At 40.4% G+C, this 23,247-nt stretch carries 10 protein-coding genes, 15 tRNA genes and 3 rRNA genes; 3 read left to right on the top strand and 25 right to left on the bottom strand.

The features are described 5' to 3' along the window. Positions 1–86: 86 nt before the first annotated feature. The gene (locus MHI10_RS01595; protein WP_340782342.1) at positions 87–716 is read left to right on the top strand and encodes a TetR/AcrR family transcriptional regulator; all 630 of its coding nucleotides are present in this window, start codon (positions 87–89) and stop codon (positions 714–716) included. 63 nt (positions 717–779) lie between these two features. Here MHI10_RS01595 and MHI10_RS01590 read toward each other — a convergent pair whose 3' ends face one another. The 5 genes from MHI10_RS01590 to abc-f all read right to left on the bottom strand — a co-directional run bounded on the left by MHI10_RS01590 (position 780) and on the right by abc-f (position 9,632). Beyond that, complete coding sequence (locus tag MHI10_RS01590; protein WP_340782341.1) at positions 780–1,235, bottom strand: CoxG family protein; 456 nt, start codon at positions 1,233–1,235, stop codon at positions 780–782. A 4-nt stretch (positions 1,236–1,239) separates the two neighbouring features. After that, the gene (locus tag MHI10_RS01585) at positions 1,240–2,880 is read right to left on the bottom strand and encodes an FAD-dependent oxidoreductase (protein WP_340782340.1); all 1,641 of its coding nucleotides are present in this window, start codon (positions 2,878–2,880) and stop codon (positions 1,240–1,242) included. A gap of 182 nt (positions 2,881–3,062) precedes the next feature. Continuing rightward, the gene (locus MHI10_RS01580; protein WP_340782338.1) at positions 3,063–3,998 is read right to left on the bottom strand and encodes an AEC family transporter; all 936 of its coding nucleotides are present in this window, start codon (positions 3,996–3,998) and stop codon (positions 3,063–3,065) included. Positions 3,999–4,125: 127 nt separating this feature from the next. Then, positions 4,126–7,824 carry an S-layer homology domain-containing protein gene (locus MHI10_RS01575; RefSeq protein ID WP_340782335.1) on the bottom strand — a complete coding sequence of 1,233 codons (3,699 nt, stop codon included), beginning with the start codon at positions 7,822–7,824 and terminating at the stop codon, positions 4,126–4,128. A gap of 167 nt (positions 7,825–7,991) precedes the next feature. Next, positions 7,992–9,632, bottom strand: a complete 1,641-nt coding sequence (gene abc-f, locus MHI10_RS01570; RefSeq protein ID WP_340782332.1) for a ribosomal protection-like ABC-F family protein — start codon at positions 9,630–9,632, stop codon at positions 7,992–7,994. Between the two features lie 365 nt (positions 9,633–9,997). Between abc-f and MHI10_RS01565 the strand changes: the two genes are divergently transcribed. Continuing rightward, a complete protein-coding gene (locus MHI10_RS01565; RefSeq protein WP_340782330.1) occupies positions 9,998–11,056 on the top strand; it encodes an S-layer homology domain-containing protein in 1,059 nt (352 codons plus the stop codon). 269 nt (positions 11,057–11,325) lie between these two features. Here the strand turns inward: MHI10_RS01565 and MHI10_RS01560 are convergent. The 19 genes from MHI10_RS01560 to MHI10_RS01470 all read right to left on the bottom strand — a co-directional run bounded on the left by MHI10_RS01560 (position 11,326) and on the right by MHI10_RS01470 (position 19,003). Continuing rightward, positions 11,326–11,397, bottom strand: a tRNA-Glu gene (locus MHI10_RS01560). Between the two features lies 1 nt (position 11,398). Then, positions 11,399–11,473 (bottom strand) — tRNA-Asn (locus tag MHI10_RS01555). Between the two features lie 6 nt (positions 11,474–11,479). Further along, positions 11,480–11,556: transfer RNA gene (locus tag MHI10_RS01550), tRNA-Ile, on the bottom strand. 17 nt (positions 11,557–11,573) lie between these two features. Beyond that, positions 11,574–11,646, bottom strand: a tRNA-Phe gene (locus MHI10_RS01545). Between the two features lie 9 nt (positions 11,647–11,655). Beyond that, positions 11,656–11,731, bottom strand: a tRNA-Asp gene (locus tag MHI10_RS01540). Positions 11,732–11,734: 3 nt separating this feature from the next. Next, positions 11,735–11,809 (bottom strand) — tRNA-Met (locus tag MHI10_RS01535). 44 nt (positions 11,810–11,853) lie between these two features. After that, positions 11,854–11,946 (bottom strand) — tRNA-Ser (locus MHI10_RS01530). Between the two features lie 11 nt (positions 11,947–11,957). Further along, positions 11,958–12,033, bottom strand: a tRNA-Ala gene (locus MHI10_RS01525). A 9-nt stretch (positions 12,034–12,042) separates the two neighbouring features. Continuing rightward, positions 12,043–12,119 (bottom strand) — tRNA-Pro (locus MHI10_RS01520). Positions 12,120–12,141: 22 nt separating this feature from the next. Then, positions 12,142–12,218: transfer RNA gene (locus MHI10_RS01515), tRNA-Arg, on the bottom strand. Positions 12,219–12,240: 22 nt separating this feature from the next. Next, positions 12,241–12,329: transfer RNA gene (locus tag MHI10_RS01510), tRNA-Leu, on the bottom strand. Between the two features lie 6 nt (positions 12,330–12,335). Next, positions 12,336–12,410, bottom strand: a tRNA-Gly gene (locus MHI10_RS01505). A 42-nt stretch (positions 12,411–12,452) separates the two neighbouring features. Next, positions 12,453–12,528, bottom strand: a tRNA-Lys gene (locus MHI10_RS01500). Between the two features lie 6 nt (positions 12,529–12,534). After that, positions 12,535–12,610, bottom strand: a tRNA-Thr gene (locus tag MHI10_RS01495). Positions 12,611–12,619: 9 nt separating this feature from the next. Further along, positions 12,620–12,695: transfer RNA gene (locus MHI10_RS01490), tRNA-Val, on the bottom strand. A gap of 7 nt (positions 12,696–12,702) precedes the next feature. After that, positions 12,703–12,818, bottom strand: a 5S ribosomal RNA gene (gene rrf, locus MHI10_RS01485). A gap of 188 nt (positions 12,819–13,006) precedes the next feature. Continuing rightward, positions 13,007–15,933, bottom strand: a 23S ribosomal RNA gene (locus MHI10_RS01480). Positions 15,934–16,356: 423 nt separating this feature from the next. Further along, positions 16,357–17,912: ribosomal RNA gene (locus MHI10_RS01475) — 16S ribosomal RNA — on the bottom strand. Together the 16S, 23S and 5S rRNA genes with 15 tRNA genes alongside form the textbook arrangement of a ribosomal RNA operon. 704 nt (positions 17,913–18,616) lie before the next feature. Beyond that, complete coding sequence (locus MHI10_RS01470; RefSeq protein WP_340782329.1) at positions 18,617–19,003, bottom strand: hypothetical protein; 387 nt, start codon at positions 19,001–19,003, stop codon at positions 18,617–18,619. Positions 19,004–19,198: 195 nt separating this feature from the next. Between MHI10_RS01470 and MHI10_RS01465 the strand changes: the two genes are divergently transcribed. Then, complete coding sequence (locus tag MHI10_RS01465; RefSeq protein WP_340782328.1) at positions 19,199–20,686, top strand: carboxypeptidase M32; 1,488 nt, start codon at positions 19,199–19,201, stop codon at positions 20,684–20,686. Between the two features lie 866 nt (positions 20,687–21,552). Here MHI10_RS01465 and MHI10_RS01460 read toward each other — a convergent pair. Then, entirely contained in the window at positions 21,553–22,959 is a 1,407-nt protein-coding gene (locus MHI10_RS01460; RefSeq protein WP_340789107.1) for a GGDEF domain-containing protein, read from the bottom strand. Between the last annotated feature and the right edge of the window lie 288 nt (positions 22,960–23,247).

Below are 23,247 nucleotides of genomic sequence, written 5' to 3'. Positions count from 1 at the left end.
GGTATATTAGAATAACACGGGCGACTTGAGATCAATTCTATTCCGCTCTATTCAATAATGAATAAAACAGCTTTGAGGTGAAATTATTGCAATACAAACAAGTAAAAAGACAACAAATGCTTGCTGCTGCGAATAAATTATTTTCGGAATATGGCTTCGAGAAAACAACAATGCAAAAAATTGCAGATGAATCTAGGGTCGGGGTTGCCACTGTATTCCGTTACTTTCCGAAAAAAGAGCTTTTAATTATTGAGGTCGTCAAAGAGGTCATTGAAGAAATGGTTCCGCGATTTGAAACAATCGCAGCATTATCACTTTCAGGTTATGAAAAAATGGATGCCATATTAGATGCATATATCGACTATCTTTTTTCCGCCAATCGCGAAGCCGTCACGTTATTAGAAAGCTTCGAACATTTTATTGCTTATAATCCTATGGAAAAGCCTTTGATCGAGGAAATTTATAATACGTATACAAAAATCGGATACATAGTGAATCAATCCATTCAAGAGGGAGTACAAGATGGTTCTATTTCACTGGATTCTGCTGGTCAAATGAATGCGATTACGATTATGAATCTATTTGGAACTGCAATTAAAAAACACGCTTTTAACTCGCTTTTATCCGATGTTACCGTCTCTACTCCGACAAAAGAACAGCTATCCCAATTAAAGTCGATTATCATGTTCTATTTCAAAACGGGTACACACAACTAATTGATTGCACTAGCAAAACACCATTTTGACTGAGTACATCAAAATGGTGTTTTCGTGTTCAAATTATACCGGCACGTTATTATCTTCGCGTAATTTTGTCACGATGGCCTCAGTTAATTCTGTTGCGGTTTGTGGCACGAATTTCACTAAAATTTGATTGACCATCGGACCCATCATACCACCAGCTGTAATATCTAAGTTTCCTGTCATCAGCGTTTCATTATCACTAATTTTCTCAGCTTTGAAATAACCGCCACCTTTAAAATTATCCGACAATCCTGCTAAGTCAAAAATAACTTCTGAAGGCTCATTCCATTCTTTAATATCAATTTTTAACTTTACCGTTTTCTTCATGAAACCTAAGTCACCTTTAAAAGCCCATGTTGATTCACGGTCGTTAATAATTTCATGTTCAATATAGCCTGGTACTAATGGTGCCCAGTTATTCATATCTTGTACGAATTCCCAAATCGTTTCAATATTCAGTGGTACGCTTAACGTATGTGTTCCTTGTGGCATATTTTTAGACCTCACTTTTAATTAAATTTGTTTTTGCTGCATGTTCTCCTGCTAAGAAACCGAATACCATCGCAGGTCCAATTGTTCCCCCTGCACTTGGATATATTGGACCAAGTGGGTTGGCAGATGCATTGCCTGCTGCATATAAACCTTGAATTGGTTGCCCCGCAAAATTGAGTACTCGTCCATTTTCATCAATTTTCGGTCCGCCATTTGTACCTAGTGCACCTAAATAGATTGGTAATGCATAGAATGGTCCCTTTTCAATTTTCCCAAGGTTTGCCTCAGGGTTTCCACCGCCACCTGTTAAGTTTTCAAATTGAATCGTACCGCGGTGGAAATCTGGATCTTCCTGCTGATCACAATACGTGTTCCACTTTGCAACTTCATCCACTAAGTTTTCCGCATTCACGCCTACTTTTGCAGCTAACTCTTGTAATGTCGGTGCTTGGTCTACCCAATCCGGAGCAGGATCGCCCGGTGTCATTGTAATAATAAGTTCACGATCCTTCAACTGCTGATCAAATATTAGCCATACCGGCGCTTCATTCGGGAATTCAATATTCACCGGATCAAAGTTAAAGAATGTACGTGGCATATCATTATAAGTTGTTCCTTCATGTGTAAAACGACGACCATGCTTGTTAACAACAATTGAGTTCGGACCATTACGTCCGCCACCTAATTGCGCCATCACATTGTCCTCATACTCGAATGTTGGGTCAACCATTGCTGGATACCACCAAGCTTCACTCATATTATCAAGTGCCGCGCCAGCTTTCATCGCCATCATTAACGCATCACCTTCATTTCCTGGAGGTGAAACAGGGTGTGTAATATCCATTTTTAAAAATGCTTTCGTTAATTGTTTATTCCACTCAAAGCCACCTGAAGCTAAAATGATACCATTATTAGCTTTGAAGTATTTCTTCTCACCTTCTAAAGTTTCGGCAATTAAGCCAATTACTTCCCCATTTTCCCCCATTACAAGTTCTTTACCTGCAGTATTTAATATCGTTTCAACTCCGCGATCTAAACACGCTTTAAATAAAGAAGCAACTAGTGAGCGCCCCATCGTTACAATATTATTTTGCATACGCTCCGCAACTACTGTGAAATCAATGCCACCAATCGCACCGCCTTCTTCCAATGTTAGTGGTGGGAAAATTGGATTTTGGCGTAAATGCATGCCCCACTCACCAATCAAATTTAAGTTAAACGGTACTGGATCGAGTGAACGTGTCCCATCTTTTAATGCTTCATCTAAATTTCGGTAATATTCTGGATATTTTTTTGGCGTTTTAAAACGAACTTGCGCCTCTTCATCTAAAAACTTGAATATTTCATGACCTTTATCTACAAATCGCTCAATCATGCTTTCTTCTGCACGACCAAGAGTTAATCGTTTTATAAATGCAATTACTTGCTCACGGTTATCCGAGAAGCCTTGATCTTTCATATAGTGATTTAATGGAACCCATGGTACACCGCCAGAGTAAGCTGTTGTACCACCAATTTGATGCGTTTTCTCAAGTACTAATACAGATGCACCATTATCTGCTGCTGCAACTGCTGCCGATAATGCCGCGCCCCCTGTCCCTAGAACGATCACATCTACTTCTTTTTCCCATTGAATGTTTTGCATCGCACTCTCTCCCCTTTACGAAATGATAGTAACGCTATCATAAATAATTATGTTGCATTAAAGAGTTAATTTCAACATAAATTATTATAATTTATACATAAATGGTAATTAGATGATGTAGATGATTAAATTTACTCGAAACCTCATAAAAATATATAAAAAAACTAAGAGACAAAAGCCCCTTAGTTGACTGCAAATAAAAAATTCGACATGTAAATAACGACCGTCACTGTGAGGCAGCTAATAATCGTTGAAAATAATACTGTTTGTGCCGCAGTATCTGAATCAATATCATATTCCAATGCAAGGCTAGCACTATTGCGTGACGTTGGAAATGCACTCGCAATAAATAATGATTGTGCAACGACACCGTCTAATCCAAGCGTGTAAATAATAAGCAATGCAATAGCCGGCCCTACAATTAAGCGTGTAAAGCAACTTACAAAAATCATTTTATTAAACATTGAACGCATTTCAATTTGAGAAAGCTGCGCACCTAGTGTAATTAATGCAACCGCCACAAATCCATTTGCAATATGCGCAAGAGGAATGCTAAATGTTTCGGGTATCGGTACATTAAAGTAATTAAGCACTCCGCCTAAAATAAGCGCATGTACAATCGGCATCTTCAAAAAATCAAGGACAATCGCGATACCTGACTTCGTAGAGGAAATTAAATTGTACAGCCCATATGTATATGTCACCATATTTTGAAATATCACCATAATAACTTGAATCGATACACCAATTGGGTTTGTCGCAAAAATCATTTGTGCGACTGGGATGCCGTAATTTCCTGAGTTGATGAGCACGACACTATTTTTAAACACAGCCGCTTCTTTACGTTCAAGTTTTAATAGTTTTGCTAACAATTGACTTAATAGCATTTGACACCCCATAAAAAGTACAATAAAGAGCGTAATTTGCCCGATAACGCTCACTTCAATCGACGTTTCATAAATATTAATAAAGACAGCTGCCGGCATAAAGCAATACGTAATTAAATGTGATAATGCCTTTAAATTAAAGTTGAACTTCTTCTGTAAAATGGCGCCAATGAAAAGCAGTATTAATATAGGCGAAACGATTTTGAAAAAAATCATAGATAAATATTCCACAATGCAGCCCTCCCTCAAAATTACATCCATATTCTTCTATTTACTAATTATAGCGCAGTTTTTTATGATCCGCCAAATTCAAATACAAAAGCACAGCGCTCCATACGCTGTGCTTTTATCGTCAATTTTATAAATAGTCGATTGTATTTAATGCGTTGTAAAGCATTTCAGCAAACTCGGCTCTCGTTAACTTTTGGTCTGGATTAAATTTATTTGAAGCTGTGCCGTCTACAACACCAAACAACTCTAAAATGGCGATGCTTTGACGTGCTTCATACGTTAAATGGGAAACGTCCCTAAAGTTTGTCTTTAATTCATTATAAGCTAATGATAAATCTTGATTTAAATAGCGGTACATATTGGCAATAATAATCGCTGCTTCCTGACGACTTACTGCACTATGCGGACTAAATTGTTGCGCCGTCACACCGCTCATAACACCTGCTTCTAATAAACCTTGTACGTATCTTGAAGGTACCGTCGACTTTAAATCTGTATATTTTGTCGCTTTCGTACTTGAAACATCAAGCGCTTTTGCAAGTAATGTTGCAACGTCTGCACGTGACACATTTTTATTTGGAATAACGGCTTTACCCGATGTCGAATACGTAATACCGCGCTTCGCTAATTCACGAATACCTGCCGCACTCGTGCTCGCTGACGCTAAATCCGAATACTTTGTTGTACTTGTGCTCGCTGTAAAAGTGCCGCCTACTTTTGTGCGAATAACAAAAGTAGAGCCTTCCACTTTATAGCTTGCTGGTGTTGTCCCGCTATTATCGGCACGCTGCACAGCCATTGATGAATTCCCGCCTAATGTACGCATTGGAATTCGAATCTCGACGAATTCTGAAAATACTTTTGTCGCTTTCCCTTCTGTAAAGCTAATGACTAATTTATCATTGTCTACACTCATGGACACGCCAACCGTTGCAGATGTCCCTTTAATATCCGCTGTCGGAATTAATATTTCGATTCCTTCCGCTGTCAACATCATCGTTTTATCTACCACATTTTTAACTTGTGAAGCCTCAATCTTTGTCGTATATCGACCATTATAATAAGCCATTTCCTCATATGGTGACCACGCTGCATCTGGCTTAAAATACGCAAAGGAATCCGAATCATCTGGAATATATAACGGGTCATACTCTGATTCCTCTAGTTCAATGCCCCCTGGTTTAATCTCATCAATGTAATCTGGGTAATACGTAAAAATTAATCCTAAATAATCTTCATCTTTCCACATCGTTTCAAGGCGACGTAACTTTTCGTACATTTTAACATGTTTTTTTGCCTCTTTGGATAATGATTTGTAATACTCACGCGCCTTCGCAATTTTTGATTTTGATGAATTCCTATCAAGGTTCGCCATATATTCATCAAATGCCGCTGCCTCCAACTTTGCTTCTTTGACAACAGTATTTTGATATAAAATATACGCTTCCGCATCAATTAATTTTTGCAAATTCGCGACATAAGTTTTCGCCAAATCACTAAGCGTATTATATGCCAGTCGAACATCTTTAATTTGAGCTTCTGTATAATTATTTGTAATGCGATTAATGCGGTCAATAACGACTTGCGCCTCTTTTTTCGCTTGGTCCGCTTGTTCTTTCATGCTGTTTTCATAAAAGACAAGCAAGTCGTACATTTTTTTGGACACTAATTTTTTTGCGTTTTCGTTTAATGCTTCGTATGCCACGCGTACTTCCGCAATGGCTGTTGGCGTCGATTCGTCATTCAGTGCATTGATCTTTTCTTCTACTAGACGGGCTGCTTCTTGGTCTGCTAATTCCGCTTCTTTGCCATCAAGCTCCTTTAACAGCCGCTCAATTTTGCCGTAGTCCTTTACTAACTCTTTTGAGGTTGGCGGAAGATTGTCGTATGCTTCTTGAGCTTTTTGGAAGTCTTCTTTTTTTGATTTTAGGCTAAGTTCCTCTATTAATTTGTTGACGTGGTCAATGGCGGCTTTCTCTGTACCTACCTTATCCCATAATTTTAGCAATTCATCTTTATTTGTTACTTGTGATGTTGCAACACCAAGCGCGATATATTGTTCATGTACTAGTTTTACTTCGGCGTATGTTGAATTATCTGATAATTTTTTGATTGCTTCGGTTACTTTTTGGACACGTTCCGCTAAATCTGTAGCTTCAATTCGCTTTTCTTGAGTAATTAAATTCGCATCATTAACAAATTTCTTATGAATTGAATTAAGTTGATTCAATTCATTTCTTACATTTGAAACATCTACCTTAGAAGATCCGTTATCTAAATCTAAACTATTAATTTTACTTTGAATTCTTTCAATATCTATAACTGCTTTATTATATTCTTTTAATATCTCTTCGATTCCAGCGGGGATTAAAGCTTGCTTATCTTTACCTAGATTAATGAATGCAGTATCTGCTGATGTAACTGCACTTTTTAATTCATTAAAATTTGTGTAACCATTATAATTTAAGCCTTTAATTGCTTGAATAACCTTATCTACTTCTTGTCTATTAAAATCCTTAAATTCATTTAAATCTATCTGTTTTTTCAAACCATTTATTGGTTTATATTCTAACTTGTCAGCTATTATTGAAATTGATTCAATTGGTTCTTCTATTATTAACTGCAATTTTTCATTAGTAATATCGTATTGATATAAATGTTTGCTTTTTGCATCATTGATGAAATATAAATACTCGTTTGTCGTAATTCTAGTACTGTCCGCAGATGTTGAATTATAATAAAGTATCTTTCCAAATCCGGATGTTGCCCCCGAAATGTTTGGAGGTGTTTTTACAGATATTCCTCCCGAATTGTCTAATTCCAGTTTTAAAATCTCACTATTACTAGCTTTATTTGCATAATACATTACATTGTCCGCTTGTGCAGGGTTTTCGATCTTTTCAAAAGCCGTATAAGCCTCACCCCACCCTAAGCTTGGAACTTCTCCATACGTAATTTCGCGCTTATCAATTATTGTTTTATTAGCTGCTAAGAAATAACGGTATTTAATATCTTTACTATCTTTCTTTGAATCGTCATTAGCCGCTATATCTAAGTGATACCATTCAGTCCCCACTTTTACTAAATTCCATGAATGTTTCTTCCCATTAGACATACCCGATACGTAACGAACCTCTATCTTAGCCTCTTTTAAAAGCTTATATGTCCAAAGTGCATATGCATGGGGAGAGCCGCCTTTTTCCAACGTAAGGCTATGATCAGTTGAAACATGAGATCTTTTAATTATATAATCATGAATCGCCTTTACTTTTTTTATATCCGTATTGGCACTCGTTAAAATTGATTTATCAGTATTTCCTGTCAAATCATTTACTAATCGATTAAATTCAGCTGAACTCGTTTCATCTGCAAAATATTTAAAAGAAAACTCTAATTTCACAGAAGTTACACTTTCACCTGTTTTTATTTCTGTAGCCTTTACATGAACATTATTAAACATTCCATACAGCATCGTATTATCAATTGAAGCAGTATCAATTGTTGTTGTACCGTTTATATTTTTTTTCAAACCTTCAAAGATTTCTCTCGTATCTTTTTCAGCTGTTGCAATATCTGAGGCTGTATAAGTAACTGTAAATCCTTCTGTGAATTTCTCCATTTCAGCTAAAATACCGTTTTTCAACTGATCTTTCGTTGTAGCAGTAATTATCTTCTCACTTGTATTCTCCGTTGCATTCATAGTTCCAACAAAGCTATTTTTAATTTCAAACGTGGATGTTACGTCCGCCGCTTGCACTTCCCCAGCAACAATTACCGTCGCAGGAATTGCGAGCATTGCAGCAAGTATCTTTTTAGATTGATTCATCTTATTAACAGCCCCTCTTCAATTTCTTTATGTATTAATCGTCATTACTCTTTATATCGACATTTATCACTAAATTTAGAATAACATATTGGATAGAATTTGGAATTTCCTTTTAAAAAGTTCACCAACTAAAAAAGGAAGGCGGAAATCTCCACCCTCTCATAAAATCATTTTTTCTTAAGCACATTAATTTGCTTTGTCAGCTCTAAAAATTGCGCATCCAACTCCGAATAGCTTGGATCTTTTGTCGTCATGAAACTCAACTTCCCTAACACTTCCTGACGTGCCGTTTCTAGCTGCAATAGCTGCTCTTCCTTTGTATCCTTTTGCGTATTCGATTGACCAACCGCCTTCTTTTGAATCACACCATCTTGAATAACTAAATGCATATCCGCCAATTTATCAACAAAATATTGGTCATGCGAAACAAAAATCAAAGTCCCTTTATACTCCGCAAGTGTCTTCTCCAACTGCTCACGTGACGGTAAATCTAAATGGTTTGTCGGCTCATCTAAAATTAACACATCCCGATTCTCTAAAATATACTGCATGAGCTTACATTTCACGCGCTCCCCCATGCTCATATTGGCAATCGGTTCCTCCCACTGCTCCATTTGAAAGCCAAGATGCCGCATTAAATTTTGCACAAGTCCACGGTCTGCAAAATTATCACGATGAAAAAGCATGGCAGGCGTTTGATGCTCTGGCAAATCAAATACTTCCTGCGTTAAATAACCGATGCTCGTCGTTGGAGAAAACGACAGCTCACCATCATAATTCTCTCGCCCCAAAATCATATTTAATAAAGTTGTTTTCCCACTTCCATTTCCGCCTACTAATGCCACACGTTCGCCATGTAAAATCGTGAAATTAACCCGTTCAAAAAGACGCCGCTCTCCAAAATACTTCGACACATTTTTCGCCTGTAAAAATCGTTTACCTACCTTACTATTCGCCTGCAATGTAAAATTAACTGATTGCTCATTCGCCACTTGCTCAACTTTATTTTTCTCAATTTCCTTTTCAATCATTTTTCGCTTCGATTTCACTTGGGCATCCATACGCTTTGCTTTGACCCGGTAATACTCTTTCGGAAATTCCTGCTTAGTCGAATCACGATGCGCCTTGTGCGACCAGGAGGTGAGCGCGTCCATTTGTTTTTCCAGCTTATCAACTTTCTTTTGCTGCTTCTCATAGGCACGTTGCTGTGTAAGGCGGCGCTGTTCACGAACATCTATATAATGCGAGTAATTGCCTTGTTGTTCGATAAATTGCTGCTGTTCCAATGACCATATTTTTGTCGTCACCTCATCCAAGAAATACCGGTCGTGCGAAACAACAATGATCGTCCCCGAATACGCTTTAATTTGATCGATTAAACTTTGCATACTTTCCACATCTAAATGGTTGGTCGGCTCATCTAATAATAAAATTTGCGGCTTTTGTGCAAATCCCTTCGCTAACCGACGTTTCAATCGCTCTCCACCACTCAATTGCTCATATGAAATATCTGGCACTTGCCACTTTGCGAGTAATACAGATTCCACCTCACTTATTACGTCCGATTGAAAATGCTGTTCTTCTTGTTGCACTAAATAAACAGAAGTATCCCGTTGCAACCATTTCTGCTGACCATTCGTAAAAGGTTGCACCCCTGCAATTACATTTAATAAAGTAGATTTCCCGCTCCCATTCCGCCCAATAATACCAATGACCTCACCTTGTTTAATCATCGCATTTACATTTTCAAAAAGGATTCGATCGGCTAACTCAATCATCCCATGCTGCAATTTCAATAATTCTCTCATATATGTTACCCCCGCAATTTGGGAAGAAAAAAAATCCCCCAAAAGTTTTCATTTGGAAGGATTAGCTGCTGTTCAAATTTGTATAAAAAGACACCAAAAAAGCACATAGCAAAATGGGTTTTATACAAAGTTATTGGAATTTGGGCATACTAATCCTATTTTTTGTTTGAAAGAAATTTTCAATTACTCAAAATAAGATTAGTTAATCATCGTCCACCCGTCACTCCTTCAATCATTTATTTAACTCACTATACCAAATTGAGGCGATATTGTCATGAACTTAGCCATTTATTGCGGGAATAATTGGAACATGTTAGAGTAAAATAAAACCAATTTGCACCAATCACTTTAAAGGAGGATCTGTAATGAAGCGCCAGCATTATTTATTTTTTACTTTACTACTAATCATTATGAGTTTTTCATTTAATACGAAGAGTTCTGCTGCAAAAACATTATTTAAAGATGTACCCACACATCACTATGCATATGATGCGATTAAATGGGCCTATGATTTTGACATTATTGGTGGATACCCAGACGGAACATTTCGCCCAAATCAACCAGTCACTGAGCAGCAATTTGCCAAAATTTTAGTTACCTATTTTGATTTAGAACCAGTTTCAGAAGAACTTAATAAATTCACAAAAAGGGAAATCGCTTCAGATCACTATTACAATACACTCGCTGCCTATCAAACCCCACTAAATGGATATTTTGATAACGATATTCGAGGGCGTGCGGTTAGCCGTGGTGTCGTAGCCCAAGCAATTACTCATGTAGCAGATGGCAATGCTACGTTAAAACAATCCATTCAATTTCTGCTCGATCACAGTATTTCTAGTGGACAAAATCCAAAATACGAGTATACTAATCTAGCAAAATACTTCGGTGCTTCAAACAATTTAACACGTGCACAAGTTGTTGCATTTTTCCATAATTTACAAAACAAAAACTACTTTTATATTTCTGAAGATGCAGAAAGTAGCTATGAAAATTTAGACAACCTCCCACTAAACGTAAGAGCCAATGCTGCACGCAAAACAGTGGATGCTTCCTTGCGAATCGGTAAAGATTGGTCAACCGTATCAAAAGAAAACTCTTGGGATGGCAACTACTTCTATTATTATAAATACGGACGTGGAGAAGCCGATTCAAGCCTTCGTGATTTGACGATTTCCTTTACCTCTAAAAAGGATTTTTATGTAGAATATGAAACGTATGATGGCTATGCCACAGGATTTGTGCAAGGTTACGCAACCGTGATCTCCAATAAAAAAGCGATGCTATCTGAAACTATCGCTGGTGAACGCTGTGTCATTGAGTTTCAAAAGCTAAACAATAATACGATTAAAACGATTGAACACGATTGCGACGGCTCCCGTCAACGCGAAACCAACTTCAATGGCATATTAAAATTAAAATAAAATTGTAATCAGTGAGGACTACATTTAAAAGCCCTCACTGATTTTTTTATACATCAAGTACACTAATATCTATTTTCCTCATCTCCATACATACCAATATCTAAAATTGTATTTATCTTCGCAGCAAATTTACTAAATTCAAGATCAATCACTATTGGCGGAGCATTTTCGTCATTTCGAACATTTACGTTTAATCACAACAAAAAAAGCTATATATAAACTCATAATTTGAGTTTATATATAGCTTTTCCACATAAATATGTTTTATATGACCCGTACGGGATTCGAACCCGTGTTACCGCCGTGAAAGGGCGGTGTCTTAACCGCTTGACCAACGGGCCATGGCTCCGAAGGTAGGACTCGAACCTACGACCAACCGGTTAACAGCCGGTTGCTCTACCACTGAGCTACTTCGGAAAAATATGGTGGGCCTAAATGGACTCGAACCATCGACCTCACGCTTATCAGGCGTGCGCTCTAACCAGCTGAGCTATAGGCCCCAATTTTTTAAAAAAGATGGGTCAGGACGGAATCGAACCGCCGACACTTAGAGCTTCAATCTAATGCTCTACCAACTGAGCTACTGACCCATAAAAAAATGGCGGTCCCGACCGGGATCGAACCGGCGATCTCCTGCGTGACAGGCAGGCATGTTAACCGCTACACCACGGGACCATTTGGTTGCGGGGACAGGACTTGAACCTGTGACCTTCGGGTTATGAGCCCGACGAGCTACCACTGCTCCACCCCGCGACAATATTACTTTATTCTGTTAAAAATTATTACTTTTAAAAAAATGGAGGAGGTAGAGGGATTCGAACCCCCGCGCGGTGTTACCCGCCTGTCGGTTTTCAAGACCGATCCCTTCAGCCGAACTTGGGTATACCTCCGAAGTAAAATATGGTGGAGCCTAGCGGGATCGAACCGCTGACCTCCTGCGTGCAAGGCAGGCGCTCTCCCAGCTGAGCTAAGGCCCCATATAATAATGGTCGGAATGACAGGATTCGAACCTACGACCCCTTGGTCCCAAACCAAGTGCTCTACCAAGCTGAGCTACATTCCGAACATGTCAATTAAATTTATAATGGCGCGCCCGGCAGGAGTCGAACCCACAACCTTCTGATCCGTAGTCAGACGCTCTATCCAATTGAGCTACGGGCGCATAATTATTTTTTTAAAGAAAATGGTGCCGAGGGCCGGAATCGAACCGGCACGATGATCACTCACCGCAGGATTTTAAGTCCTGTGCGTCTGCCAGTTCCGCCACCCCGGCATATGTTGGAGCGGAAGACGAGGTTCGAACTCGCGACCCCCACCTTGGCAAGGTGGTGTTCTACCACTGAACTACTTCCGCATATGCTTAAGAATTTTTATTCTGACAATGTATTAAATTAACTGGTGAGCCATGCAGGATTCGAACCTACGACCCTCTGATTAAAAGTCAGATGCTCTACCAACTGAGCTAATGGCTCTCTAAATGGTGCCGGCGAAAGGAGTCGAACCCTCGACCTACTGATTACAAGTCAGTTGCTCTACCAACTGAGCTACACCGGCGTTTAGAAATGGTGGAGGATGACGGGCTCGAACCGCCGACCCTCTGCTTGTAAGGCAGATGCTCTCCCAGCTGAGCTAATCCTCCATTATTTGCGAAGCGATGTCCTACTCTCACAGGGGGAAGCCCCCAACTACCATCGGCGCTAAAGAGCTTAACTTCCGTGTTCGGTATGGGAACGGGTGTGACCTCTTTGCCATCATCACTTCACTTATTCGGCTTCCAATACACGGCGCTATCCTGCGTCAACCGCCTTCGCTCAATCAGTCACGTACTTAAGTAAGCTCCTTCATTCGCTCAGTTGTTTCCTTGACTAGCTTGTGTCTTGAAACCCTAAGGTTAGAAAGATTATTCTTTCAAAACTGGATAAACGTTTCATTGAAATTGTGCAATAAATTGTGGTTAAGTCCTCGACCGATTAGTATTCGTCAGCTCCATATGTCGCCACACTTCCACCTCGAACCTATCTACCTGATCGTCTTTCAGGGGTCTTACTTACTTGCGTAATGGGAAATCTCATCTTGAGGGGGGCTTCATGCTTAGATGCTTTCAGCACTTATCCCGTCCACACATAGCTACCCAGCGATGCTCTTGGCAGAACAACTGGTACACCAGCGGTGTGTCCATCCCGGTCCTCTCGTACTAAGGACAGCTCCTCTCAAATTTCCTACGCCCACGACGGATAGGGACCGAACTGTCTCACGACGTTCTGAACCCAGCTCGCGTACCGCTTTAATGGGCGAACAGCCCAACCCTTGGGACCGACTACAGCCCCAGGATGCGATGAGCCGACATCGAGGTGCCAAACCTCCCCGTCGATGTGGACTCTTGGGGGAGATAAGCCTGTTATCCCCGGGGTAGCTTTTATCCGTTGAGCGATGGCCCTTCCATGCGGAACCACCGGATCACTAAGCCCGTCTTTCGACCCTGCTCGACTTGTAGGTCTCGCAGTCAAGCTCCCTTATGCCTTTACACTCTACGAATGATTTCCAACCATTCTGAGGGAACCTTTGGGCGCCTCCGTTACTCTTTAGGAGGCGACCGCCCCAGTCAAACTGTCCGCCTGACACTGTCTCCTACCCCGCTAAGGGGCATGGGTTAGAAGTTCAATACAACCAGGGTAGTATCCCACTGACGCCTCCTTCGAAGCTGGCGCTCCGAGATCTCTGGCTCCTACCTATCCTGTACAAGTTGTACCAAAATTCAATATCAGGCTACAGTAAAGCTCCACGGGGTCTTTCCGTCCTGTCGCGGGTAACCTGCATCTTCACAGGTACTATAATTTCACCGAGTCTCTCGTTGAGACAGTGCCCAGATCGTTACGCCTTTCGTGCGGGTCGGAACTTACCCGACAAGGAATTTCGCTACCTTAGGACCGTTATAGTTACGGCCGCCGTTTACTGGGGCTTCAATTCGTAGCTTCGCTTGCGCTAACCACTCCTCTTAACCTTCCAGCACCGGGCAGGCGTCAGCCCCTATACTTCACCTTACGGTTTTGCAGAGACCTGTGTTTTTGCTAAACAGTCGCCTGGGCCTATTCACTGCGGCTCTCATGCGCTTGCACGCTCAAGAGCACCCCTTCTCCCGAAGTTACGGGGTCATTTTGCCGAGTTCCTTAACGAGAGTTCTCTCGCACACCTTAGGATTCTCTCCTCGACTACCTGTGTCGGTTTGCGGTACGGGCACCTCTCACCTCGATAGAGGCTTTTCTTGGCAGTGTGAAATCAGGAACTTCGTCCATACGGACTCGTCATCACAGCTCAACGTATTAGTGTGCGGATTTGCCTACACACACGCCTTACTGCTTGAACAGAGACAACCAACGCTCTGCTTACCCTATCCTACTGCGTCCCCCCATTTCTCAAACGGTGAGGAGGTGGTACAGGAATATCAACCTGTTGTCCATCGCCTACGCCTATCGGCCTCGGCTTAGGTCCCGACTAACCCTGAGCGGACGAGCCTTCCTCAGGAAACCTTAGTCATACGGTGGACGGGATTCTCACCCGTCTTTCGCTACTCATACCGGCATTCTCACTTCTAAGCGCTCCACCAGTCCTTCCGGTCTGACTTCAACGCCCTTAGAACGCTCTCCTACCACGCATCCATACGGATGCATCCACAGCTTCGGTGAATCGTTTAGCCCCGATAAATTTTCGGCGCAGCGTCACTCGACCAGTGAGCTATTACGCACTCTTTAAATGATGGCTGCTTCTGAGCCAACATCCTGGTTGTCTAAGCAACGCCACATCCTTTTCCACTTAACGATTACTTTGGGACCTTAGCTGGTGGTCTGGGCTGTTTCCCTCTTGACTACGGATCTTATCACTCGCAGTCTGACTCCCGTGTATAAATATCTGGCATTCGGAGTTTGTCTGAATTCGGTAAAGCGAGATGCCCCCCTAGTCCAAACAGTGCTCTACCTCCAGTATTCTCAATCACGAGGCTAGCCCTAAAGCTATTTCGGAGAGAACCAGCTATCTCCAGGTTCGATTGGAATTTCTCCGCTACCCACACCTCATCCCCGCACTTTTCAACGTACGTGGGTTCGGGCCTCCAGTAAGTGTTACCTCACCTTCACCCTGGACATGGGTAGATCACCTGGTTTCGGGTCTACGACCACGTACTAATTCGCCCTATTCAGACTCGCTTTCGCTGCGGCTCCGTCTCATCAACTTAACCTCGCACGTAATCGTAACTCGCCGGTTCATTCTACAAAAGGCACGCTATCACCCATTAACGGGCTCTAACTACTTGTAGGCACACGGTTTCAGGATCTATTTCACTCCCCTTCCGGGGTGCTTTTCACCTTTCCCTCACGGTACTGGTTCACTATCGGTCACTAGGTAGTATTTAGCCTTGGGAGATGGTCCTCCCAGATTCCGACGGAATTTCACGTGTTCCGCCGTACTCAGGATACATTCAAGAGGGAATGAGGTTTCACTTACAGGGCTTTTACCTTCTATGGCGGGCCTTTCCAAGCCGCTTCAACTATCTCATTCTTTTGTAACTCCGTATAGAATGTCCTACAACCCCAAAGAGCAAGCTCTTTGGTTTGGGCTCTTCCCGTTTCGCTCGCCGCTACTCAGGGAATCGAATTTTCTTTCTGTTCCTGCAGGTACTTAGATGTTTCAGTTCTCTGCGTCTGTCCTCAACACGCTATGTATTCACGTGAAGATACTATGCGATTAAACATAGTGGGTTCCCCCATTCGGAAATCTCTGGATCAAAGCTTACTTACAGCTCCCCAAAGCATATCGGTGTTAGTGCCGTCCTTCATCGACTCCTAGTGCCAAGGCATCCACCGTGCGCCCTTATTAACTTAACCTACAGCTTCCAATACACGGCGTATTTCGTCGTCAGCTACTTTCGTTCTGTCAGTCACGTACATAGGTACGCTCCTTCCTTCACTCCATTGCTTCCTAGAACTACTTGTGTCTTGAAACCTTTAATTAGTTACTACTTATCCTATAAAAGATAAGATTTAAGAACTTGCACGATCAATTTCTTGATCATTTGTTTGTTTATTGCTTTCAATGTCGTTTTATCCAGTTTTCAAAGAACAAAGCAGCTGACTTCAATCACATCGTGAATGACTTCGCTGTTTTTGCTACATGAAGCTTTGCGACGTAAGCGCTAGCGTCAGGAGCAAGTATATATGAAGTGTTTCATCAAAAAGATGAACCTTCAAAACTGAACAGCAAACGTTAATGTTTCATTCCCGAAGGAATGATTCCGAAAATATCCTTAGAAAGGAGGTGATCCAGCCGCACCTTCCGATACGGCTACCTTGTTACGACTTCACCCCAATCATCTATCCCACCTTCGGCGGCTGGCTCCATAAAGGTTACCCCACCGACTTCGGGTGTTACAAACTCTCGTGGTGTGACGGGCGGTGTGTACAAGGCCCGGGAACGTATTCACCGCGGCATGCTGATCCGCGATTACTAGCGATTCCGGCTTCATGTAGGCGAGTTGCAGCCTACAATCCGAACTGAGAACGGTTTTATCGGATTAGCTCCCCCTCGCGGGTTGGCAACCGTTTGTACCGTCCATTGTAGCACGTGTGTAGCCCAGGTCATAAGGGGCATGATGATTTGACGTCATCCCCACCTTCCTCCGGTTTGTCACCGGCAGTCTCCTTAGAGTGCCCAACTAAATGATGGCAACTAAGAATAAGGGTTGCGCTCGTTGCGGGACTTAACCCAACATCTCACGACACGAGCTGACGACAACCATGCACCACCTGTCACCGTTGTCCCCGAAGGGAAAACTGTATCTCTACAGTGGTCAATGGGATGTCAAGACCTGGTAAGGTTCTTCGCGTTGCTTCGAATTAAACCACATGCTCCACCGCTTGTGCGGGCCCCCGTCAATTCCTTTGAGTTTCAGTCTTGCGACCGTACTCCCCAGGCGGAGTGCTTAATGCGTTAGCTGCAGCACTGAGGGGCGGAAACCCCCCAACACTTAGCACTCATCGTTTACGGCGTGGACTACCAGGGTATCTAATCCTGTTTGCTCCCCACGCTTTCGCGCCTCAGTGTCAGTTACAGACCAGATAGTCGCCTTCGCCACTGGTGTTCCTCCAAATCTCTACGCATTTCACCGCTACACTTGGAATTCCACTATCCTCTTCTGCACTCAAGTTTCCCAGTTTCCAATGACCCTCCACGGTTGAGCCGTGGGCTTTCACATCAGACTTAAGAAACCACCTGCGCGCGCTTTACGCCCAATAATTCCGGACAACGCTTGCCACCTACGTATTACCGCGGCTGCTGGCACGTAGTTAGCCGTGGCTTTCTAACAAGGTACCGTCAAGGTAGCGCCAGTTACTACGCTACTTGTTCTTCCCTTGCAACAGAGTTTTACGAACCGAAATCCTTCTTCACTCACGCGGCGTTGCTCCATCAGACTTTCGTCCATTGTGGAAGATTCCCTACTGCTGCCTCCCGTAGGAGTCTGGGCCGTGTCTCAGTCCCAGTGTGGCCGATCACCCTCTCAGGTCGGCTACGCATCGTTGCCTTGGTGAGCCGTTACCTCACCAACTAGCTAATGCGCCGCGGGCCCATCCTGTAGTGACAGCGAGATGCCGTCTTTTAACATTCGAACATGAGTTCAAAAGTGTTATTCGGTATTAGCCCCGGTTTCCCGGAGTTATCCCAATCTACAGGGTAGGTTACCCACGTGTTACTCACCCGTCCGCCGCTAACTTTCAAAGGTGCAAGCACCAATGAAAGTCCGCTCGACTTGCATGTATTAGGCACGCCGCCAGCGTTCGTCCTGAGCCAGGATCAAACTCTCCATAAAAGTTAGTTTGAAAGCTCATTTGCTTTGCTAGCGTATCAACATAAAGTTGATATCTATAATTTGTTTAAGTTCATCACTTAAACGTTTAAATCATTAACGTTTGCTTGTTCAGTTTTCAAGGTTCATGTTGTCGTTGTTATCAGCTTGTCACTGACGACTCTTAGAATATTACACCCATTTGAAACATTCGTCAACACTTTTTTAAAAGTTTTTTCAAAAGTTTTTTATGAAGTACTTTTCTTCCTATTAATATGAATTATTATTTTTTAACTTTCCACCACTAAATTTCTCTTTAAATAAAAAACTCTTCCCCCTTCTGATGTTTTATAAACAAAATTCTCTTACGTTTTTTAGCATAACGTTTAAAAGATACAATAAATGTTTCCCCAACTATAATTAGCGAAACATTTCAATTTGAACAGTAATCCTATTGATTGAAGTCGATTTTTTCTAAATAGAAAGCTTTAATAAATAAACAATATTTCTAACTAGTATGTGTGTAGGTAAGATTAATAATCATTTATTTTAAGGTAATTTAAGTAAAATGGCCCAAGCCAAAGAAGTTATGAGAACCCAGATATAAATAAGTTCTATATGAAAGCGATTCAAGAAACTTTAAAATAACCTCCCCTCTACATTCCACTAAAACAAAATAAAATGACAAGCCAATTAAAAAAATCGGCTTGTCATTTATCAATTTGCGTTTATTTCATATTATGAGTTGGTTCGACGTTTTGAAATATATTAACTAAGAAAATTAAAATTGCTAAAGCAAAGCCGATTCCTCCACTCGATACACAAAACTCCATCATCCATCTCGGGAAATCTGTATGAATCAACATCATTCCTACTAATAAAAACGGTAAAGAAATATTTTGTAACCAAAAATGAATAACTCCTAGACGACTATTCCCTACTTTTGGATAAACCGCATAGATGACACCAATTAGTCCCGTAGACAACCAGCCAACTACATTAATGTGCCCATGTGTCGCTCCCCATTGAAGCTGAATTGTATAATGCATAAATAGTCCAAAAAGAATCCCCATTACTAAATAAACGACTGATATCTTTATCCAGTTCGCTCCCATAATAATCCTCCATTCAATTTGATCTAGTTTGTATTACCGCATCCTGTTCCAACCCGCAAAATTCACCTACTAGAAATAGTGCATTGTTTTTCTATCGTCCCTCCATATTTAACTATTAATGTATATTTGCCTCCCCCCTCCTAGTAACAACCTATTCATTTCTTTTATAATTACAGATGAAAGGAGTGTTTACACATGAAACAAACATTTATTGACTATGTGAAGAAAATGCAAAATTACTCTGAGGCTTTGTCTGTTATTTATTGGGATATGCGCACCGGAGCTCCGCGTAAAGGTTTACCACAGCGCGCAGAAGTAATCGGTACATTATCAGCTGATTTATTTGCTTTACAAACGAGTGACGAATTAGGCACTATATTGCAACAGCTTGAACCAGAAAAGCTAGATTTCGTGACGCGCCGTTTGTATGAGGATGTCAAAGAATCTTATGATGAATCAAAGAAAATCCCTGCCGATGAATTCAAAGCCTACACTATTTTAAAAGCAAAATCAGAAGCTGCTTGGGAAGAAGCTAAGGCGAAATCGGATTATCAAATTTTCCTTCCTTACTTAAAAGAAGTAATTGATTACCAAAAGAAATTCGTGCAATATTGGGGTATTAAAAATGGTTCCGCTTACAACACTTTACTTGATAAATATGAGCCAGAAATGACAACAGACGTATTAGATACGCTTTTTGGTGAACTAAAGGCAACAATTGTACCGTTAGTTAAAGCGATTCAAGCATCACCAAATAAGCCAGACACAACAATTTTGTTTCAGCATTTCCCGAAAGCTGGGCAACGTGAGGCTTCTCTGGAATTTTTAAAACAACTTGGCTATGATTTTGAAGCTGGACGCTTAGATGAAACCGTTCATCCATTTATGATTGGCTTAAATAGCGGCGACATTCGCGTTACGACAAAGTATGATGAAACAGACTTCCGCTCTGCACTTTTCGGCACAATTCATGAATGTGGGCATGCGCTTTATGAGCAAAATATTGACCCACAGCTAAACGGACTCCCATTATCAAAAGGAGCTTCCATGGGTATTCATGAGTCACAATCATTATTTTACGAAAACTTTATTGGGCGCAACGAGAATTTTTGGACTCATAACTTTAATATCTTACAAAAATATTCACCTACACAATTTGCCAATGTGGACGTAGAAGATTTCTTAAAGGCAATCAATTACTCAGAGCCTTCATTCATTCGAATTGAAGCAGATGAATTAACTTACCCGCTCCACATTATGATTCGCTATGAAATCGAACGTGAAATTTTCAACGGCGATCTAGCGGCTGAAGATTTACCGAACGTTTGGAACGATAAATACGAACAATATTTAGGCATCCGTCCAGAAAATGATGCGCAAGGGATTTTACAAGACACGCACTGGAGTGGCGGTAGCTTTGGTTACTTCCCGAGCTATGCACTTGGCTTCATGTACGCTGCGCAATGGAAACATGCTATGATGCAAGATATTCCAAATTTCGACGATTTATGCCTAAGCGGTAATTTAACGCCTATTCACGAATGGTTAACGACCAAAGTTCACCAATTTGGCGCATTGAAAAAGCCTTATGAATTAATTCAAGAAGGCACTGGGCAAGCATTATCTGCAAAATATTTAACAGATTATTTACAGCAAAAGTATAAGAAACTTTACCAACTTTAATTTATTTAGCTATATAAGTTCAACATAAGTTTCTATCTTTTCATAGTAAGAATTCTCATAAAGTATGCGCTAGGTTGGGCTGGCCGAGCACATGAGTCGCACAGACAATGTTTGCACAAATCTGTACGACTCATCTGTGTGCGCATGTAGCAGGTCAGCCCCTAAAAAGTTTTCCGTTCTATAAAAGCCCCCTCAATTAAGTGCGTCGCTGCCGTGGGAGGCGACGTATCCTTATTCAGACTTTCAGTCTAAATGGATGATAGTTTCATAAGTTGAGCCTATATACTAAATAATAAATTAGACTTTCATTAAAAAGACCTGTTTTTTGCAAAAAAAGACCTTCTACTTATTAGAGAAAGTAAAAGGTAAAGTGGAAAATTTTAAGGTAAAAGGAGAAAAGAATAACATAAACCCAAAATGGAATAAAACCCATTTTGTGAAATGGTTCATTAATAATTATAATGAATAAAGGTTAAAACTGGGTTAAAAAGAGATGTCTCCACAATTTTTTCCATGAAATTAGTTCATTTATAAACAAAAAGGTGTTTGATATTCAGCCAAACACCTTTTTTCTATTCCGCGAATGTTTTTTTCGACTAAAACAATTTTTGTAAAAGCTGATAACCAATGCCTTTAAATACTACATCCAGTGCCGTTGCAACTACAATCACTGCGCCCACTGCCATATATATACTCTTTTTGTTTTTCATTTTAAATCCTCCGACGTTTCAGTATTCCTTTTAATCATAAGCTATTTTTCCACAAAGGCTACCTTTATTTGCTTCTATTATTTTCGCTTTGATACGAAACAACTCATCACATAGGAAAAAAAACTTATACATTGCTCGGACAGTATAAATAGTGGACTAGCTATTTTGCTTTGAAAGTTTTAAAACTTGTATTTGATTTCGGCCATTTTCCTTCGCTCTATACAAAGCTTTATCTGCCACTTTGAATAGTTCTTTCAGAGTTGCTGGTTCCTCATTCGTATAACTTATCCCTAGGCTTACTTGTAAACTTAACTTTTCGTTTGTTTCTCGAATAATAAATTCCTTTTTCGGAATACTTTCATGAAGCGAAGAAATCAAATCATGAACCTCATCTATATGATATGGGAATAATAATATAAATTCATCGCCACCATAACGGATCATATCCATGTCTCTTTCTGGCAATTTCTTTTCAACATGAGATGCAATAAATTTGAGTGCCTGATCCCCTATTAAATGACCATATTTATCGTTAATTGATTTAAATCGATCAATATCAAAAATGACAAATGTAAAGTTCATATGCAATCGTTTTTTTACTATTTTTTCTTCATAATAAGCTCGACTTTTTACATTCGTTAAACGGTCCGTATGCAATCGTTCCTCTAAATTGGTCGTTGTCATTTGCTCAATAATCTTTGTTCGTCGTAAACTTTCTTCAATGTTGACATAGTTTTGGAGCGTTGTAATCATTATTTTCTGATAATAAATAACATCATTCATCTTATCTTTTAAATTCAATATTTGTATCCAAAGCTCTAGCTCCGATAAAAAATAATATTTATTTTCCATCATATTAAATGCTTTATCGAAATAATGATATGCCATCTTAAAGGTGCCCTGCTGCGCCTCTACCAATGCTTTGCAAAACCAATAATGACTCTCAAGCGATGGGACTTTTATATGAAAACTTTGCTTTTCAATTGCTTTAAGATTAGCTTCTGCCTTTGTAAAGTCCCCCATGCGATAATACAGTTTTAATGAATTCACAAAATATGCAAATGGCGTAACTGGATCCTGAAATTTCGAATAGTCGATTAAACTTTCAAGTTCATTTGCAAGGAACATCCCCTTTTCAAAGTCACCCTTTTCATAATACACATGCAACAAATTATTCCCTGTGTTAAAAATTTGCGTGAACAATTGCTTTTCCTTCGATTCCTCATATAGTTGCTCTAAATCTTCTAACGGCGTCCCAATTCCAGCTGTGTAATGAAATACCGCGCGCGTAGATCGATACGAAAACTCCTCTACATCTGTTGCATAGCGTGAAATATAAGGTGCCACATTTTCCAAAACCGGAAATAGCTCATCATATCGAATGGAATTTGTTAAAATCCGAAGTAAGTTTACATTGGCAGCCGTATATGTTGAATAATCTTGATGTTGAAAAGCGCTTGTAATCACAATTTGTAGCCATTCTTCCGCCTGTTTAAAGTCGCCAGCTACAAGGAATTGTTGGGCACGATCGTAATAATTTTGTTGTTGTTCTAACGTTAGCATTTTCTCCAAAGTAATTCCCCCTCTAATTCACCATCAAACTACTAAACGCATATTTTCGAAAAACACACTACCTATATTTTATCATCTTTTCTATAAATACCCTTATCGAGGTTAAAAAAATTTGTATAGTCGTACTTTAAATTTTATTTATGTTTCTTTCCCCTTCATTCAAGATTCTATCATTTATAACGATCATTCTATTTTCCAAGCTCTTCAGCAGATACTCATTAATATCTATCCAACACAAAAGAGCCCGCCTCATTTTTCAAGCAGGCACTTTTGCGAAAT

The organism is Solibacillus sp. FSL K6-1523 (assembly GCF_038005225.1).
Lineage (GTDB): Bacteria > Bacillota > Bacilli > Bacillales_A > Planococcaceae > Solibacillus.
Note: the sequence above shows the minus strand (reverse complement) of the source record. Positions and strands in the feature narration are given on the sequence as shown.

What these genes read in the sequence shown, in the direction of transcription:
- MHI10_RS01575 (WP_340782335.1), bottom strand. Translation starts at nt 7,824, where the DNA reads ATGAATCAATCTAAAAAGATACTTGCTGCAATGCTCGCAATTCCTGCG.
- MHI10_RS01590 (WP_340782341.1), bottom strand. Translation starts at nt 1,235, where the DNA reads ATGCCACAAGGAACACATACGTTAAGCGTACCACTGAATATTGAAACG.
- MHI10_RS01460 (WP_340789107.1), bottom strand. Translation starts at nt 22,959, where the DNA reads ATGCTAACGTTAGAACAACAACAAAATTATTACGATCGTGCCCAACAA.
- abc-f (WP_340782332.1), bottom strand. Translation starts at nt 9,632, where the DNA reads ATGAGAGAATTATTGAAATTGCAGCATGGGATGATTGAGTTAGCCGAT.
- MHI10_RS01465 (WP_340782328.1), top strand. Translation starts at nt 19,199, where the DNA reads ATGAAACAAACATTTATTGACTATGTGAAGAAAATGCAAAATTACTCT.
- MHI10_RS01470 (WP_340782329.1), bottom strand. Translation starts at nt 19,003, where the DNA reads ATGGGAGCGAACTGGATAAAGATATCAGTCGTTTATTTAGTAATGGGG.
- MHI10_RS01565 (WP_340782330.1), top strand. Translation starts at nt 9,998, where the DNA reads ATGAAGCGCCAGCATTATTTATTTTTTACTTTACTACTAATCATTATG.
- MHI10_RS01585 (WP_340782340.1), bottom strand. Translation starts at nt 2,880, where the DNA reads ATGCAAAACATTCAATGGGAAAAAGAAGTAGATGTGATCGTTCTAGGG.